The sequence below is a fragment of the Allobosea sp. BH3 genome, from assembly GCF_025499465.1.
In the GTDB taxonomy this organism is placed as follows: Bacteria; Pseudomonadota; Alphaproteobacteria; order Rhizobiales; family Beijerinckiaceae; genus Allobosea.
In genome coordinates this window covers 294,794-310,069 of record NZ_JAIMCA010000006.1, presented here as the reverse complement: position 1 = coordinate 310,069, position 15,276 = coordinate 294,794, and the positions used below count along the sequence as shown (strand labels likewise).

The following is a 15,276-nucleotide window of genomic DNA, read 5'->3' as shown; positions in this document are numbered from 1 at the left end:
AACAAAATGGGCCAAGAGCCGCCCGAAGCAGGCATTCAGACAACGCAAGGAAGCGGAAACGCGCCTTCGCTATGCGAGGGCTCCTTGCTTGAAGGCGCAGACAGCCGCGGCAGCGAGATCGTCCGCGGCTTTGGGTCCATGTCCGACGAGCTGCGTAACGATGCGCCCGAGCCGTGCCTTGGCTTCTTCGGGAGGAGCTCCGGAGATACGCAGATCGTCGCTTATGGTTTGCCAGGCGCGGGCGTGGATCGCTTCTGCAACAAGCATCTCCTTTGAATTCAGAACACCCGGAAAGCGAAAGTCGAGAGTTGGCATAGGAATGGTCATGGCAATTTCGGCGGTATTCTCTTGCAGTTAGACTGACGCGGCGAGCGAGCGCCGCGTCGTTGAACGCGTGATCCGGAAGAATGATCCGGCGTCGAGCGAGGTGCGCCAAATTGCCGGCTGCCGCTAAGCCCTTCCTGGCGGTCGCGCGACGACGCGCTGCTACTGTTGGAAATGCAGTCGTGACGACGCCCTGGCGACCTCACGTTGCGATCTAGCCCGCGACATTCGCGTGAAGCGTCCGGGCCTCCCTAGTGCTTATTATGCGGAGCCGGCGGGATATTCACGCCGGCTCCCAGCGGCCTGAAGCTCCTCCGGGACCGCCTTCCGGAACAAACGGACGCCTGTCAGTGTGAACGGTTGCGCCACTGACGCGAGCATCTGAAGCCGCCACCCGCTTCATTCGGGCGCGTTCAAGTTGCGAACTTGGCGATTTCTTTAGTTTTTCAACCGCTTGACGGGAGAATGGTGCCCAGGGACGGAGTCGAACCGCCGACACTGCGATTTTCAGTCGCATGCTCTACCAACTGAGCTACCTGGGCGCCGCGGGGGCGCGTGGCGCCGCCCGTGTTGGTGGGGGCGATATAGAGGCTGCCGTCTGGCCTGTCCAGTCACTTCAGCCGGCTTTCTGCATCCGGGCGCACAACCGCTCCCGATACCTGCCCGATGTGCGGAAAGCCGTTCCGGACAGGCTCGATATCGTGTTGGGCGCCCGCTCAGACGCGGCGCGCGTTCAGGCCGTCAGCGCGCTCCGCGTGTCGCAGCTCGCATGGCCGAGAACGGCTGCGAGACGATCGATCGCGGCAAGTGCCTCGCGCCGCGCCCGCTCCGATTCGGCGATCGCTGCCTGGCCGTAGAGCAGGCGCGCGAAGGCGATCACGCTGGTCACCACCTGGAATGAGGCGTCCTGCAGGGCAGGGGTGGCCTCGGCGGTGTCGTGGAGCCGCGCGACATGGAGTTCCGCGCTCTCCTGCAACGCCTTGGCGTTGAGCACGCCGGCCTTGAGCACGTCGGCGCGGAGGGTCTCGATGTCGTCGGCCAGCCGGTCCTTCATGATCTCAGGCATGGTCCCTCCACCAAGGAGACGCACATTGTCGGAATGCCAAAAATAACATCGAAGCGGAAGTGGAGCAGCGTGAAGCCTCACGATTGGTTACCGGTTCTTTACGTCCGCGGTTCAGCGAGGTTGGGCGGCCTTTGGCTCTGCGGCCGCCAACGCGAGAACCGGCTTGGGCGGCTTCTCCCGCGGACGCGTTTTCCGAGAGAGGTCCAGAATGATGACCTAGGACGGCGCCTCGTCCTGGTTGGCGGCCTTGCGGCCCCGCAGCAGCCGCCAGAGCGATTTCCCGATCCGGCGCGAGGTCATCTGCGCCCCGGCCGGGCGGCGTTCGAGCGTGATTTTCTGGTCGTGATAATCCTCCAGCCCCGGCCGGTGGCCGACGCTGATCAGGGTGGCGTCGGCGAGCTCGTCCTCGAAGAGGCTGAGCAGCGATTCCTGGCTGCCTTCATCGAGAGCCGAGGTCGCCTCGTCCATGATGACAATGTCGGGCTTCTGGATCAGCAGCCTGGCGAAGGCGACGCGCTGGCGCTCGCCGCCGGACAGGATCTTGTCCCAGTCCTCCTCCTCGTCGAGGCGCCGTTCGAGATAGCCGAGGCCGCAGCGCTGCAGAGCCTCGGTGATGGTCGTCTCCGCGGTCTGACGGCCGGAATCCGGGTAGAGCAGGATCGCATGCAGCGTCCCGCGCGGCAGATAGGGTTTCTGCGGCACGAAGGCGACCGACTGGCCGCGCGGCAGCAGGATGCGCCCCGAGCCCCAGGGCCAGAGCCCCGCGAGCGCGCGGATCAGCGTGCTCTTGCCCGAGCCGCTTTCGCCGGCGACGAGTATCTTGGCGCCCTGGGGGATCGCGACCGTGGCGTCGGCGACGACGACGCGGCCGTTACTATGGGCCAGCGACAGGTTCTCGATATGGATCGCGCCATCCTCGCTCTCGCCCAGCTCGATCTGCGTGTCGCCCTCCATGATCGTGCCGATATCGAGCGCTTCGAGCTCTTCCATCAGCTCGTCGACGCGGGTGACGGAGGCGAACCACTCGGCCAGCCGCACCACATTGTCGACGAACCAGATCAGCGCCGCCTGGACGGCGCTGAAGGCCGCGACGACCTGCACCACCGCGCCCAATGTCACGGCTCCGGCGAGGAATTTCGGCGCGATCAGCAGCAGCGGCACGATCGGAAAGAGGGCGCTGTTGGTGTTGAGGACGAGCGCTATGACGCCTTGCTGCCGGATGATGTTCAGCCAGGCCGCGACCACCCGCCCATAATGCTCGGCTGCCGTATGGCGCTCGTCGGCATCGCCGCGGATCAGCGCGACGCTTTCCGCATTCTCGCGCAGCCGTGTCATCTCGGCGCGGAAATGGGCTTCCGTCTCGTTCTTCTTGGCGACCCTGGCGACCAGCGGGCGCCCTGCGACATAAGCGGCTAATGAGGCAATGGCGGCGTAGAGGATCGCGGCCAGCGCCATGTAGCTCGGGATGACGATGGTGGACGCCCCGAGCGTGACCTCGGCGGAGCCGGCGACCTGCCAGAGGATCGCTGCGAAGGTCGCCGCCGTAACGAAGGCGGTGATCAGGCCGATCGCCATCTCGACCAGCGGCTCGATCGCCAGGCGCACATCCTCCGCGATACGATATTCCGGCGCGGTCAGCTCCTTGGTCAGGAACCCCAGCCGGTAATAGCGCTGATCGGCGATCCACCAGCCAGCGAGGCGCCGGGTCAGGTTCTCGCGCCAGCGGACCTGCAGCAGCATGCGGCTGATGACGAGGGCGGACATGGAGAGCGCCGCTGCGGCCAGCAGCAATGGCAGCCAGCTGGCAGCGGCCCACACGGCGCTGGCGTCGCGCTTCTCGAGCGCATCGAAGAACACCCGGTTCCAGCGGTTGATGCCGACTGCGCTCGCGGTCTGGGCAGCGACGAAAAGCAGGACGGCTGCGGTCAGGCCCCAGGCGCGCCAGCGGGTCTCCCCCTGCCAGTAGCGGAGGGCGACGCGGAAGAACTGTCGCATGCGCGAGCGTTTGGGCGGAGGCGGGGCCTCGCCTGTGACGTTTCTCCCCGCACTTTTTTGGTCTGGCTGATTCATGTCCGACGGGGCGCGATGTCTCCTCGTCAGAACGTGGCACCGGCCTCCGCGGTTCCGTGACGCGCGGCCATTCGAAAAGTGTCAGCCGATCTCCGGCTCGCCGAGCGAGAGCATCAGCCTGTTCGCCCAGTTGAAGAACGAAGCGGAGTGGATCAGGTCCGAGATCGCGAGGTCGTCGAGGCCGAGATCGCGCAGCTTGCGGACATGCTCCGGTCCGAAGGCGATCGGCGTCGCGGTCAGCGCGACGGAGGCCTCGATGATCGCGTTCCAGAGCGGGTCGATGTCGGCGCCGACGCCCTCGTCAAGCAGGCGCTGCACGTCCTCGCGCCGCTTCGAGAAAGTGGTGGCGAAGCGGGCATGGACCGAGGCGCAGTAGATGCAGCCATTGCTGCGCGATGTCGCGGCGGCGGCCAGCTCCCGCTCCGCGCGCGGCAACCCGGCCTTCGTGTTGTAGAAGATGTCCTTGTCGGCAAGTGTCCGCGTGCGGAGGATGTCCGGGTCATGCGCCAGCAGCCGGAAATAGGGGCTCTTTGCCCGCGCGATGTCGACGAGGCCCTGCTTCTGGCGCTCGGTCAGGGCGCCCTCGGGCACGGGGTCGAGCCAGGCGTTCCAGCCGAGTTCGGCCTGGGTGAAGACGTTCGGCGCGGCCTTCGCCGGGCGGTCGAGCGTGGTGTTGCTCATCGGGCTGCTCCTGGAATGGCTCAGGCGCCGAGCACGCGCAGGCCATGCGCGGCGCGGATCTGGAAGGAGAGATAGGCGACGATCTGAGAGAGCGTCACGATCGCAGGCGTGCTCCAGCCGGCGTTTTTGAGCGGCGCGAAGTCGGACGCCTTGGCGTCGCGCGGATGGAAGACGAGCTGGTGAACATGCTCCAGTGCAACGGCAAGGCGCTCACCCAGCGCGGCGCGCCGGTCAGCCTCGAGCTTGAAGGTCAGGCCGTCAACGTCTTCGCTCGACAGCGGCCCGGCCGGGTAGGCGCCATAAGGACCGCTTGTCGTGGCGCGCTCGGCCAGGCCGCGCACGAGAGCGGCGAGCGCGACGCCGTTCGGCTGCGCTTCGAGCAGGCCGAGGTAGTGCGCCGCCGCCGGCCCGCCGCCATGCAGGAGCCCGACGAAGCTCGCCACGACCAGCCGTTCGCTTTGCGAAATGCCGGTTTCGTCCGCGGCGGTGAACAGGGCCTCGTAGCTAGCCTGAACATTGTCGCGCGTCTGCGGGCGCTCGCGCCGCAGCGCATCGAGTGCGGAGCCTGAGGCGATGCCGGAGAGCCGGTCGAGGATATCGGTGTCTTGAACGGTCATGGGATGGGCCTCATGCGTTGACGGCGGCCGGCCGGGACCGGGCATGCTGTTCGGCAGGCGGGGCGCTCTTCCAGCCGAGCGCGGGCGCGACCTTCTCGGCCGTGAGCTCGATCGAGCGAAGGATCTGTGGGTGCGGCGGGTCGACCGAATGAACCTGGAAGACCACGTCGGTGGCGCGCGGGATCACGGTGTCGGCGGCCAGCGACGTGATCACGTCGTCAGGCGCGCCGACATGGGTGTCGAGCGTGCGGATCAGGCCGGAGAGGCTGCGGTCGCTGATCCGGTGACCGCTGGCGATGAAGCGTTCGAGCACGCGGTTGAGGCCGGTCTCGGCGTAGCGCAGCGCCTCCTCGCGGCTATCGGCAACGAACAGCGAGCGCGACGCCATGATGCGCGGCTCGACGCCCTTTGGCAGGTTGGCGAGATAGGCATCGACGATGGGATGCTGGATCTCGTTCAGCGTCGCCTGCGGGGCTTCCGCGCTGCGCGGCTGGGTCCGCGAGAGCATCAGCCCGGCGCCGGCCTTGCCGATGCGTTCGGCGCCGGCTGCGGAAAAGGTTGCGTGCCAGGTGCGCTTGGGCAGCGTGCCGGCCTCCGGATAGAGCCGGTTCTCGTCATGGCCGAGCGCGGCGCCGCTCCAGGCCTCGTGCAGCTTGGCGAGCTTCTGCGCGAAAACCTCTGTGCGCTGCTCCTTCTCGATACCGAAGGCGAGGAAGGATTCGGGCGTAGCGCCGGTGCCGAGCCCGACTTCCAGCCGCCCGCCCGAGAGCAGGTCGACGACGACGGTGTCCTCGGCGGCCCGCACCGGGTCCTCCATCGGCAGAATGATGATGCCGGTGCCGAGCCGGATCCGGCTGGTGCGCGCCGCCACATACGCCAGGAAGGGCAGGGGCGAGGGCAGGCCACCCTCGTCGCGGTGGAAATGGTGCTGGGCGATCCAGGCGCTGTCGAAGCCGTGCCGTTCGGCATGGACGATCTGCTCGGCGGCGAAGCGGTAGCGGTCGGCCGCCGACGCGTCGTCGAGGAGGCGGGTGAAGAAGCCGAGGCGTTTTTCGGTCATGGCGTCACTCCGGCGAAGGACAGGCCGAACAGCCCCTGGCCGCGGCGCTTCAGGCGCTCGGCAACCGCTCCGACGCCGGGCTGTTCGGGCGTCAGCAGGGTCAGCCGCGTCGGGCCAATATCGAGATGGCTCGCGACGGCATCGAGCCCCGGCAACGTGCCGATCCCGCTCGCCTTGCTTCCGGTCAGGGCTTCCCAGCGCTTCGTGGAAGCCGCCAGGTCGTCGACCGCGATGCTGATGCCGGAGAAGCCGGTCGCGCCGTTGGGGTGGCGCGGCGCACGCGGCACGCGCAGCTCCCGCTTCGTCTCGTCGAAGCAGAAGAAGGGCAGGTCTGTCTGTTCCGGTCGGGCGGTGCGCCAGATCAGCGTCTCGCCGTCGGGGCGCTTGCGGCCGCCATTCTGCGGCGGCTCGTAGCCGAGCCCGGCCGCATTGGCCTGCACCAGCACCTTGTCGAGGTCCTCCGGCAAAAGCGCGAGGTCGATCGGGCCTGGCCCGTCGCTCTGCAGCACCCGCCACCAGAAGAAATCCGGCTGGGGCACGGGAAAGGCGATGATCTCGATATAGGCCCCGTCCACGAACAGGATGAGCGCGTTGATGCTGCCGCGCGGATGGGTGCCGCCGGGCTCGACGGTGAAGCCGCGTGCGCGCCATTCGGCGATGGTGCGGTCGAGATCGTCCGTGACGATGACGGCGTGGTCGATACGTAGCTTCTGCTGGGTCATGCTGCCTCCGCGCCGCCGAGATAAGCATCCCTGATCCTCGTATCGACCAGGAGATCGGCGGCCTTGCCTTCGAGAGCGATGCGTCCGGTCTGCAGCACATAGCCCCTATGGGCGATCTGCAGCGCCAGGCTCGCATTCTGCTCAACCATGAAGACCGCGACACCCTGGCCGTTGATGTCGCGGATGAGTTCGAGGACGCGGTCGACCCAGAGCGGGGACAGCCCCATGGTCGGCTCGTCCATGATGACGATGCGCGGGCGGCCCATCAGGGCGCGCGCCATCGCCACCATCTGCTGCTCGCCGCCCGAGAGCGTGCCGGCCTGTTGGCCGAGCCGCTGCCCCACGCGCGGGAAGAGCGTCAGGACGCGTTCGAGATCGGCGGCGATCCCGTCCTTGTCGTTGCGGGTGAAGGCGCCCATCAGCAGGTTCTCGCGCACGCTCATCGCGCCGAAGAGCCGGCGCGCCTCCGGCACCGTGCCGACGCCGAGCCGCACGATCTCCGGGGTCTTGAGCTTCAGCGTCGAGATGCCGTCGATGCGGACATCGCCGGCGGCGGGCTTCACCAGTCCGAGGATCACCTTCATCGTCGTCGACTTGCCGCTGGCATTGCCGCCGAGCAGGCAGACGATCTCGCCTTTGCCGACATGCAGCGAGAGCCCGAAATGGGCCTGCACCGGGCCGTAGAAGGTATCGATCGCCTCGAGCTCGAGGATCGGGTTCTCTGTCTTGTCTGTCATCGCTTCGCGCTTCAGGCCAGGAGGCGGACGGAATCGCCGGAGGCTGGACCAGCCGCGGCGGCGGCGCCGACGCCGCCATGGCCGAGATAGGCCTCGATCACGGCCGGGTCGTTGCGCACGGCCAGCGGCGCGCCTTCGGCGATCTTCTTGCCGTCGTCGAGCACGATCACGCGGTCGGACAGGCGCATCACCATGTCGAGCTTGTGCTCGATCAGCAGGATCGTCTGGCCGCGGGCCTTCAGGTCCGCGATGATTTCGAGCATCTCGGCCGTCTCGGTCTGGTTCATGCCGGCGGTCGGCTCGTCGAGCAGCAGGAGCTTCGGCCGCGAGGCCAGAGCGCGGGCGATCTCGACGCGCCGACGGTTGGCATAGGAGAGGCTGTAGGCCGGCTGGTCGATGCGCGGCAGCAGGCGCTCGCCGAAGATCGACAGGATCTCGCGGACCTCCTCGCGCAGCGCCGCCTCCTCGGCCTTGACCGAAGGCGGGCGGATCAGCGCCAGCGCCAGCTCCGCCAGCGGGCCTATGACGGGCCAGGGGGGGCGTACGGCCCTGAGCCTGCGATGCGCGCCGACCAGCACATTGTCCGCGACGCTGAGATTGGCGAAGACGCGGCCATGCTGGAAGGTCCGGGACAGGCCGGCGGCATGCACGGCCTCCGGCGGCTTGCCGGTGATGTCGATGCCGTTGAAGCGGATCGAGCCTTCATCGGGGCGGTCGAGACCGCTGATCAGGTTGAAGGCGGTCGTCTTGCCGGCGCCGTTGGGGCCGATGACGCTGAGCAACTCGCCCTCGGAGATGGAGAGGTCGATGCCGCCGACGGCTGTGAGGCCGCCGAAGCGACGCACCAGGCCGCGCGCTTCGAGCAGCGGGTGGGGAGCGTCGAGGGCCGGGTTGGGGACGAGAGCGTTCATAGGTGCCTCCTCAGACGGTTCCGAGCAGGCCCTGCGGCCGGAAGCGGACGAGCAGCAGAAGCGCGATGCCGTAGAGCAGGATGCGGTACTCGGCCGCGACGCGGAAGATCTCCGGGAGGCCGATCAGCGCCACGGCACCGAGGATCGCGCCCCCGACATTGCCCATGCCGCCGAGGATGGCGATGGTCAGCGCCAGCACCGAGATCTGCGTGTTGAAGGTCTCGTGGTTGATGAAGGAATACATATGCGCGGTGAAGGCCCCGCTGATCCCGGCGAAGAAGCCGCCGAAGGCGAAGGCCAGCCCCTTGTAGCGGTTGAGGCCGATGCCGAAGGAGCGCGCCGCGATGTCGTCGTCACGCACGGCGCGCAGCGTGCGGCCGAGATGGGAGCTGAGTAGCCTGAGTTGCAGCAGCGCCAGCAGCGCCATCAGCGCGAAGGCGAACCAGTAGATCGCATTGGTGTCGTAGAGGTCGTAGCCAAACAGCGAGAGCGGCGGGATGCCGGCGACGCCGATGGGGCCGCGCGTCACGCTTTCCCAGTTCAGGATGACCAGCGCCACGATCTCGCCAATGCCGAGCGTGGCGATCGAGACATAGTGGCCGCGCAGCCGAAAGGCTGGCGAAACCAGCAGCGTGCCGATGCCCGCCGCCGCGAAGCCGCCGATCAGCAGCGTCAGCCACACCGGCCAGCCGAGATTGGAGGCGAGCAGCGCCGAGGTATAGCCGCCGATGGCGAGCAGCGCCGCATGGCCCAGCGACACCTGCCCGCTGGTGCCGGCGACGAGCGTCAGGCTGAGGCCCAGCAGGGCGTAGAGCCAGGCATTGGTCAGTGTCTGGATCAGGTAGCCGCTGTCGATGAGCAAGGGCAGGGCGATGGCGACTGCAGCCGCTGCCGCGACCAGCGGCACGGGCAGGTTCACCGGCTTGCTCGGCGCCACGAAGGTACCGGTCATCGGCTCCGGCGGCAGCTGCCGGCGGCTGGCGAAGAGGCCGTTCGGCCGCAGCACGAGGATCGCGATCAGCAGGACGAAGGCGAAGAGGTTGCGATAGCTCGTGCCCAGCAGCGCGACGCCGTAGCTTTCGACGAGGCCGAGCAGCAGCGAGCCGACGATGGCGCCCGGCACATTGCCGACGCCGCCGACGACCTCCGAGACGATGCCTTTCAGGGTGGCTTCGAAGCCCATCGTCGGCGTGATGACGTTGTAGTACATGCCGACGAGGACGCCGCCGACGCCGCCCAGTGCCGAGGCGATGGCGAAGACGATGCGGTTGACCTGGTCGACATCGACGCCCATGGCGCGGGCCGCGTCGCGGTCGAGCGCCGTGGCACGCACCGCCCAGCCCCATTTCGTCAGCTTGAGGAAGGCGAACAGTGCGGTTGCGGCCGTGATGCCGATGCCGCCGATCAGCAGGTCGAGCACCCCGATGGAGCCGCCGCCGATATTGATGCGCCAGTTGGGCACCTGCATCGGCACCGCGCGAGGATCGGGGCTGAACAGGATCTGCACCGTCTGGTCGAGTACGAAGCTCAGGCCGATCGTGGCGAGCAGCGGCGCGATGCGGGGAGCATCGGCGAGCGGGCGGATGCCGAAGCGCTCGATGACGATGCCGAGCAATCCGGTGAAGGCCACGACGATCAGGAGCGTGACGGGGAATGGGGTCTCCAGCACGGAGACCGCGACCCAGCCGACATAGGCGCCGACCACATAGACCGAGCCATGCGCGAAGTTGATCAGGCGACTGACGCCGAAGATCAGCGCGAGGCCGACGGCCAGCAAGGCGTAGATATTGCCTATGATCAGGCCGTTGATGGTGTGGTCGAACCAGGAAGTCATGAGCGCGTCGGTTCTTCAGATCGTCGGAGCAAAAAATGCGCCGTCATCCCGGATCGACGCGGCCGAGGCCACTTGTCCGGGATGACCCGCGTTCCCGTGAAAGGCGGTTGTCCCGGCGGGCTTGCGGCTCGCCGGGAGGATTTCAGGCGCTCAGTTGATCGCCTTGCCGTCCCAGAGCTGGAAGCGGCCGCCCTTGACGATGAGCTCGGCGTTGCGCGCGCCCAAGACGCGCCGCGTCTGCGTGTCGAAGGACGCCTTGCCGTAGATGACGCTCGGCACGTCCTTGATGCTGGCGAGCGTGTCGCGGATCGTCTTGCGCTCGTAGTTCGGCGCTTCGCGCAGAACCTGCCCGAACAGGATCACGGTGTCGTAGGCATAGGAATTGAACGCGTCGGGTTCCTTGCCGTACTTCGCCTTGAAGGAGGTCACGAAGTTCTGGACTTCCGGCCGCGGATCCTCGGGGAAGAAGCGCGAGGCGGTGAAAATCCCTTCGGCCGCGTCTCCGCCGAGCTCGATGAGCTTCGGCGAATAGATCGAGCTCGTGGCCGCGATCGGCACCGTGAGGCCGGTCTGGCGCGTCTGCCGCGCGATCAGCGCTGCATCCGCGTAGTAGGAGACGAGGAAGAGCCCGTCGGGATTGGCATCGCGGACGCGCACCAGCGTCGAGCGGAAATCCTTCTCCTCCGGAAGATAGCCTTCCGTGGCCACGATCTCTGCGCCCAGAGCCTTGGCGGCAGCGACGAAATGGTCCTTGCTGGTCCGGCCCCAGTCCGTGTTGAGGTGCAGCACGGCGATGCGCTTGAAGCCGATGCGCTTGACGGCGTAGGCGGCGTTGAGCGGCTGCTCATCGGCCTGGCTGACCGAATTGCTCCAGATGAAGTCGCCCGTCTTGGTGAAGTCCGGATGGGAGTTGGTCAGTCCGAACTGGAGCAGGCCGGCGCGCTGGTAGATCGGCGAAGCGGCCATCGAGGCGGGGCTGGAGAAGTCCCCGAGCTCGGCGACGATGCGCTTGTCGGCGACGAATTTCTGCGCGACCGCGACCGTCTGCTTCGGGTCGCTCTGCGTGTCTTCGAAGATGTAGCGCAGCGGCCGGCCCTTGATGCCGCCGGAGCTGTTGATCTGGTCGAGCGCGAGGTCAAAACCCTGCTTCCACTGCGCGCCGTACTGGGCGTTGGGGCCGGTCAGCGGGCCGCTGACGCCGAGGAAGATCGGCTCGCCCGTGGCTTCCTGGGCCAGGGCGCCGCCGGCCTGAACAAGGGCACTGCCGGCCGAGGCCAGCGCGAGCGCCGCGGTGCCGGACTGCAAGAGTGTGCGACGGGTGATCATGGATACTGCTCCGCAATGGCCTCCGGGGCCGCCTCTCGGCGGTGCCTCCGGAACGATGCAAAGAGTGTGCCCCTGACCACGCTCGCGTCAATGAAACGTTCTTTCAAAAGAACGACAAGAAAGGAATAAACGCTTTTCCGAACGACCTGCTGAGAGAGATTTTTTCCTGGGAGAGTTTGATGCGGTATTCGTGCGAGAGTATTGTGCTGCTGAGAGGCGGATAAGGGGCATCTCATAGCAAGTTGTTCTCGCGAGCAGGGTGCCAAAAAGTTCTATAAAAAGAACAGAATCTCGAGCCGTGCAGCGGGCCGGTTTCAGAGCGGATAGGTCGTAGAACCTTCGTCTGATGCGCTGTCTGCTCCGCGCAGGCTGACTTCATCCCGTGCGGCTGGCGGAATCGTGGGCTCCAGAGGTGGTTCCGGCAGCGGAATCCTGCGTGAACGGCACCAATCGCTTGAAAAAGCAGACCCTCGGCAATGTCGCCGACCTTGGCAGTCCGACGCCCTGTGGTAGCGTGTCCCTTAGAGCGGGACAAAAACCGCCACCGGCGTCGCCGTTCAACCCTTCGGCACGTCCGGACACGCAGGGAGGGAAGAGACGATGCGCAAGGCGCTTATGGCCGCCGTGGCGGCCTGCGGTTTATTGGCAGCATCCAGCGCCGTTCAGGCGCAGGAGAAACTCAAGATCGGTGTGATGGCGACGCTCTCGGGCGCGCTGACTTCGGGCGGCGAGGACGGCGTCCGCGGCCTGCAGCTTGCGGCCAAGCAGGCCAACAACAAGATTGCCGGCAAGGACATCGAGTTCATCATCGCCGCGACTGACGCCAGCCCGGATTCGGCGTTGCGTGCGGCGCGCAAGCTCGTCGAGCAGGACAAGGTCCAGATCGTCATTGGGCCGCTGTCGGGGTCCGAAGGCATCGCGATGCGTGATTACAGCAAGACGGTGCCGAACCTCGTCATGGTCAACGGCTCCTCTGGCGCGCTCGAGACAACCTTCATCAATCCGTCGCCGAACTTCTTCCGCTTCAATAGCGACGGCGCGCAGTGGATGGCCGGCCTCGGCGAATATGTCCTCAAGGACAAGGGCTACAAGAAGCTCGCGGTGATCGCGGAGGACTATTCGTTCCCCTATACGCAGGTCTTCGGCTTCGCGCTGGGCTATTGCAAGGCGGGCGGACAGATCGCGCAGCGCCAGTGGGTGCCGCTCGGCACCAAGGATTTCGGCTCGGTCATCGCCAATATCCCTGACGATGTCGATGCCGTCTTCCTCGGCCTCGGCGGCGGCGATGCGGTCAACTTCCTGAACCAGTACAGCCAGACCGGCGGCAAGGCGAAGTTCGTCGGCGGCTCGATCATGGTCGACCAGACCGTGCTCTCCTCGAAGGGAGCGGCCAAGCGCCTGCTCGTCGGCACGCCCTCGTCCAGCGGTGTCGCCGATGCCTGGGACGATCCGAAATGGGTGGCCTTCGTGAAGGCCTACCAGGATGCCTTCCCGGCCGACAAGCGCTTCGCCAGCCCCTCGCTCTTCGCCGCGAACTACTACAATGCGTTCAACGCGGTGGCGAAGGCCATGGACAAGATCGGCGGCGATATATCGGACGGTGGCGCCAAGCTCCGGGCCGAGCTCGCGAAGACCGAGCTCGATGCTCCGAACGGCAGGATCAAGCTCGACGACAACCGGCACGCCATCGCCACGACCTTCATCACCGAGGTCACCGAACTGCCGAACGGCGAGCTGACCAACAAGTTCGTCAAGACGGTGCCCGACGTTCCGCAGACGCTCGGCCTGTCCGCGGAGGCGTTCAAGGCCGTGGGGCTGCCCTCGCGGACGAACCCTGACTGCAAGCCGTAAGGCGAAGCGATGAAGCGCTGAGCAAGCGCTCGATTTCCGGAGGGGGCGCCGCCTGCGATAGGCGCCCCCGTTCCGACCGCCGTCCCGTCCCGGATCGATGACGTCGCCCGCGCCCGCGGGAGGCATCGGGCGAGGCTACCTGATGAGGCAGCCATTCGCCGTCCGGGCACTGCTACGCGAGGAGCCATGAGTCGCGCAGTCGCGGTCTGCCACGGTCCCTTCGGCCGGGTATCGATCTACGATCTCGATCGCCCGCTGGTGCTGCATGCCCATCGGGAAGCGCACCTGATCTTCTATCTGGAAGGCGGGATGGGGCGCGTCGATGTCAACGGACAGTCGATCCGTGTCGATCCTTTCATGGGCGTCGCGATCAATCCGTGGGAACCGCACAACTTCCAGCCCGAGCGCAACGGTTCATTCGGGCTGTTCCTGGTCGTCTACCTCAAGCCGGATTGGCTGGCGGCGCAGACGACGACGCCCGCGGGCGGGCTCGTTTTCCCGTCCTCGGAACTGGTCGTCACCCGCGAGCTGGCCGCCTGGCGCGACAAGGCCGTCGAGATGTTGCTCTGTTCCCGCCGCGAGCTGAACCTCTCCGCCGTGCTGATGGCGCTGGCCCAGGCCTCCAGCGAGCCGATCGGCTGCGATCTCGCCTCCTCGCTGATCCATCTCGCGGAGGAGGACGCCATCGACCGGCGCGTGCGGCGCGCCTGCCGACTGCTTGAGGAGCACCCATCGCATGAAGGCGTGCTCGCGAGCGTCGCCCGCGAGGCCGGCCTCTCGCGCGCCCATTTCTTCAAGCTCTTCAAAGAGCAGATCGGCGTCACTCCGACGGTCTTCTCCAACACCGTCCGGCTCGACGCGGCGCTCGACCGCATCGTGATGTCGCGCGATCCGGTCACCTCGATCAGCGACGGGCTCGGCTTCTCCTGCCAGAGCGTCTTCACCCGCTTCTTCACCGCCCATATGGGCATGGCGCCGAGCGATTATCGTCGCGCGTTGCGCCTGGTCGATTCCGGCGCGGCGGCGAGGGGCGTGATCGGGCAGGGTCCGCGGGAAGCTGCCCATGTCTGATTTCATCGCCCGCCGCCCGGTCTGGTCGCTCATCATCCTGATCGCGCTCGGCTTCTTCCTGCTCCTTGTCTTCACCGTCTGGAGTCCGGGCATGGAGGCGATGCTCGGCCGCAAGCGCGTGTTCCTCAGCGCGCTTTTCAACGGCATCACGCTGGGGGCGCTCTACTTCCTCGTCGCCAGCGGCTTCACGCTGATCTTCGGCCTGATGCGCAACGTCAACCTCGCGCATGGCTCGCTCTATCTGTTCGGCGGCTATGTCGGCTACAGCATCGGCAGCCTGACCGGCTCCTGGCTGCTCGCGCTGATCGGTGCCTTCATCATCGTCGCGCTGGCGGGCGTCCTGATGCAGGTCCTGCTCTTCCGCTGGATGGAGGGGCAGGATCTCCGCCAGACGCTGGTCACGATCGGCGTCTCCATCATCGCCGCCGATCTGCTGCTCTGGGGCTATGGCGGCGACACCTTCCAGGTCACGACGCCGGATTGGCTCTCGGGGCCCGTGCAACTGCCCTTCGTCGTCGGGCTGCGCAGCAACGGCGATGCCATCATGATGACCTATCCGCTGGTGCGGATCGCCATTTTGGTCGGCGCGATCATCCTCGGCATCGCCATGTGGCTCGCGCTGAACCGCACGCGCGTCGGCATGCTGGTGCGCGCCGGCGTCGACGACCGCGACATGCTCTCGGCGACGGGCGTGCGGGTGCAGCTCGTCTTCGTCATGGTCTTCGCCTTCGGGGCAGGGCTCGCCGGGCTCGCCGGCGTCGTCGGCGGCACCTTCCAGTCGCTGCAGCCGGGCGAGGACACCAAGATCCTGCTCTCCTCGCTCGTCGTCGTCATCGTCGGCGGCATGGGCTCGATCCCCGGCGCGGCGATGGGGGCCCTGATCGTCGGCCTCGCCGAGCAGTTCGGCTCCGTCTACATGCCGACCTACGCCGTGATGCTGACCTTCATCATCATGGTCGCGGTGCTCGCGGTCAGGCCGCAGGGCCTGGCGGCCGTGAGGCGCTGA

The 15,276-nt window shown here is 66.8% G+C and carries 14 protein-coding genes and 1 tRNA gene; 3 read left to right on the top strand and 12 right to left on the bottom strand.

What is annotated here, in order from left to right:
- Nucleotides 1–69: 69 nt before the first annotated feature.
- From BoBH3_RS21125 to BoBH3_RS21070, 12 genes are all read right to left on the bottom strand, one after another.
- Nucleotides 70–327 (bottom strand): hypothetical protein, encoded by a 258-nt coding sequence (locus tag BoBH3_RS21125; protein WP_262332832.1) that lies wholly within the window; start codon nucleotides 325–327, stop codon nucleotides 70–72.
- Between the two features lie 463 nt (nucleotides 328–790).
- Nucleotides 791–866, bottom strand: a tRNA-Phe gene (locus BoBH3_RS21120).
- 191 nt (nucleotides 867–1,057) lie between these two features.
- Entirely contained in the window at nucleotides 1,058–1,390 is a 333-nt protein-coding gene (locus BoBH3_RS21115; RefSeq protein ID WP_262332831.1) for a hypothetical protein, read from the bottom strand.
- A gap of 216 nt (nucleotides 1,391–1,606) precedes the next feature.
- A complete protein-coding gene (locus BoBH3_RS21110; RefSeq protein WP_262332830.1) occupies nucleotides 1,607–3,385 on the bottom strand; it encodes an ABC transporter ATP-binding protein/permease in 1,779 nt (592 codons plus the stop codon).
- A 156-nt stretch (nucleotides 3,386–3,541) separates the two neighbouring features.
- Nucleotides 3,542–4,141: an alkylhydroperoxidase domain protein gene (locus BoBH3_RS21105; RefSeq protein WP_262332829.1), complete on the bottom strand. Its 600-nt coding sequence runs from the start codon at nucleotides 4,139–4,141 to the stop codon at nucleotides 3,542–3,544.
- Nucleotides 4,142–4,161: 20 nt separating this feature from the next.
- The gene (locus BoBH3_RS21100; protein WP_262332828.1) at nucleotides 4,162–4,758 is read right to left on the bottom strand and encodes a CMD domain protein; all 597 of its coding nucleotides are present in this window, start codon (nucleotides 4,756–4,758) and stop codon (nucleotides 4,162–4,164) included.
- A 10-nt stretch (nucleotides 4,759–4,768) separates the two neighbouring features.
- Complete coding sequence (locus BoBH3_RS21095) at nucleotides 4,769–5,818, bottom strand: putative FMN-dependent luciferase-like monooxygenase (protein WP_262332827.1); 1,050 nt, start codon at nucleotides 5,816–5,818, stop codon at nucleotides 4,769–4,771.
- A complete protein-coding gene (locus BoBH3_RS21090; RefSeq protein WP_262332826.1) occupies nucleotides 5,815–6,540 on the bottom strand; it encodes a VOC family protein in 726 nt (241 codons plus the stop codon). Before BoBH3_RS21090 ends, BoBH3_RS21095 begins: the two co-directional genes overlap by 4 nt.
- Nucleotides 6,537–7,277, bottom strand: a complete 741-nt coding sequence (locus tag BoBH3_RS21085) for an ABC transporter ATP-binding protein (protein WP_262332825.1) — start codon at nucleotides 7,275–7,277, stop codon at nucleotides 6,537–6,539. The genes BoBH3_RS21090 and BoBH3_RS21085 overlap by 4 nt, the downstream gene beginning before the upstream one ends.
- 11 nt (nucleotides 7,278–7,288) lie before the next feature.
- Nucleotides 7,289–8,188: an ABC transporter ATP-binding protein gene (locus tag BoBH3_RS21080; RefSeq protein WP_262332824.1), complete on the bottom strand. Its 900-nt coding sequence runs from the start codon at nucleotides 8,186–8,188 to the stop codon at nucleotides 7,289–7,291.
- A gap of 10 nt (nucleotides 8,189–8,198) precedes the next feature.
- Complete coding sequence (locus BoBH3_RS21075; protein ID WP_262332823.1) at nucleotides 8,199–10,022, bottom strand: ABC transporter permease; 1,824 nt, start codon at nucleotides 10,020–10,022, stop codon at nucleotides 8,199–8,201.
- Nucleotides 10,023–10,172: 150 nt separating this feature from the next.
- On the bottom strand, nucleotides 10,173–11,348 hold the full coding sequence (locus BoBH3_RS21070) for an ABC transporter substrate-binding protein (RefSeq protein WP_262332822.1): 1,176 nt from the start codon (nucleotides 11,346–11,348) through the stop codon (nucleotides 10,173–10,175).
- Between the two features lie 600 nt (nucleotides 11,349–11,948).
- On the opposite strand from BoBH3_RS21070, the gene BoBH3_RS21065 reads away from it, so the two are divergent.
- From BoBH3_RS21065 to BoBH3_RS21055, 3 genes are all read left to right on the top strand, one after another.
- A complete protein-coding gene (locus tag BoBH3_RS21065; RefSeq protein ID WP_410050632.1) occupies nucleotides 11,949–13,199 on the top strand; it encodes an ABC transporter substrate-binding protein in 1,251 nt (416 codons plus the stop codon).
- A gap of 186 nt (nucleotides 13,200–13,385) precedes the next feature.
- Entirely contained in the window at nucleotides 13,386–14,270 is an 885-nt protein-coding gene (locus tag BoBH3_RS21060; RefSeq protein WP_262332821.1) for a helix-turn-helix transcriptional regulator, read from the top strand.
- Nucleotides 14,263–15,276 carry a branched-chain amino acid ABC transporter permease gene (locus BoBH3_RS21055; RefSeq protein ID WP_262332820.1) on the top strand — a complete coding sequence of 338 codons (1,014 nt, stop codon included), beginning with the start codon at nucleotides 14,263–14,265 and terminating at the stop codon, nucleotides 15,274–15,276. The genes BoBH3_RS21060 and BoBH3_RS21055 overlap by 8 nt, the downstream gene beginning before the upstream one ends.

Coding starts and splice junctions, on each gene's coding strand:
- BoBH3_RS21125 (WP_262332832.1), bottom strand. CDS start 327: ATGACCATTCCTATGCCAACTCTCGACTTTCGCTTTCCGGGTGTTCTG.
- BoBH3_RS21115 (WP_262332831.1), bottom strand. CDS start 1,390: ATGCCTGAGATCATGAAGGACCGGCTGGCCGACGACATCGAGACCCTC.
- BoBH3_RS21110 (WP_262332830.1), bottom strand. CDS start 3,385: ATGCGACAGTTCTTCCGCGTCGCCCTCCGCTACTGGCAGGGGGAGACC.
- BoBH3_RS21105 (WP_262332829.1), bottom strand. CDS start 4,141: ATGAGCAACACCACGCTCGACCGCCCGGCGAAGGCCGCGCCGAACGTC.
- BoBH3_RS21100 (WP_262332828.1), bottom strand. CDS start 4,758: ATGACCGTTCAAGACACCGATATCCTCGACCGGCTCTCCGGCATCGCC.
- BoBH3_RS21095 (WP_262332827.1), bottom strand. CDS start 5,818: ATGACCGAAAAACGCCTCGGCTTCTTCACCCGCCTCCTCGACGACGCG.
- BoBH3_RS21090 (WP_262332826.1), bottom strand. CDS start 6,540: ATGACCCAGCAGAAGCTACGTATCGACCACGCCGTCATCGTCACGGAC.
- BoBH3_RS21085 (WP_262332825.1), bottom strand. CDS start 7,277: ATGACAGACAAGACAGAGAACCCGATCCTCGAGCTCGAGGCGATCGAT.
- BoBH3_RS21080 (WP_262332824.1), bottom strand. CDS start 8,188: ATGAACGCTCTCGTCCCCAACCCGGCCCTCGACGCTCCCCACCCGCTG.
- BoBH3_RS21075 (WP_262332823.1), bottom strand. CDS start 10,022: ATGACTTCCTGGTTCGACCACACCATCAACGGCCTGATCATAGGCAAT.
- BoBH3_RS21070 (WP_262332822.1), bottom strand. CDS start 11,348: ATGATCACCCGTCGCACACTCTTGCAGTCCGGCACCGCGGCGCTCGCG.
- BoBH3_RS21065 (WP_410050632.1), top strand. CDS start 11,949: ATGCGCAAGGCGCTTATGGCCGCCGTGGCGGCCTGCGGTTTATTGGCA.
- BoBH3_RS21060 (WP_262332821.1), top strand. CDS start 13,386: ATGAGTCGCGCAGTCGCGGTCTGCCACGGTCCCTTCGGCCGGGTATCG.
- BoBH3_RS21055 (WP_262332820.1), top strand. CDS start 14,263: ATGTCTGATTTCATCGCCCGCCGCCCGGTCTGGTCGCTCATCATCCTG.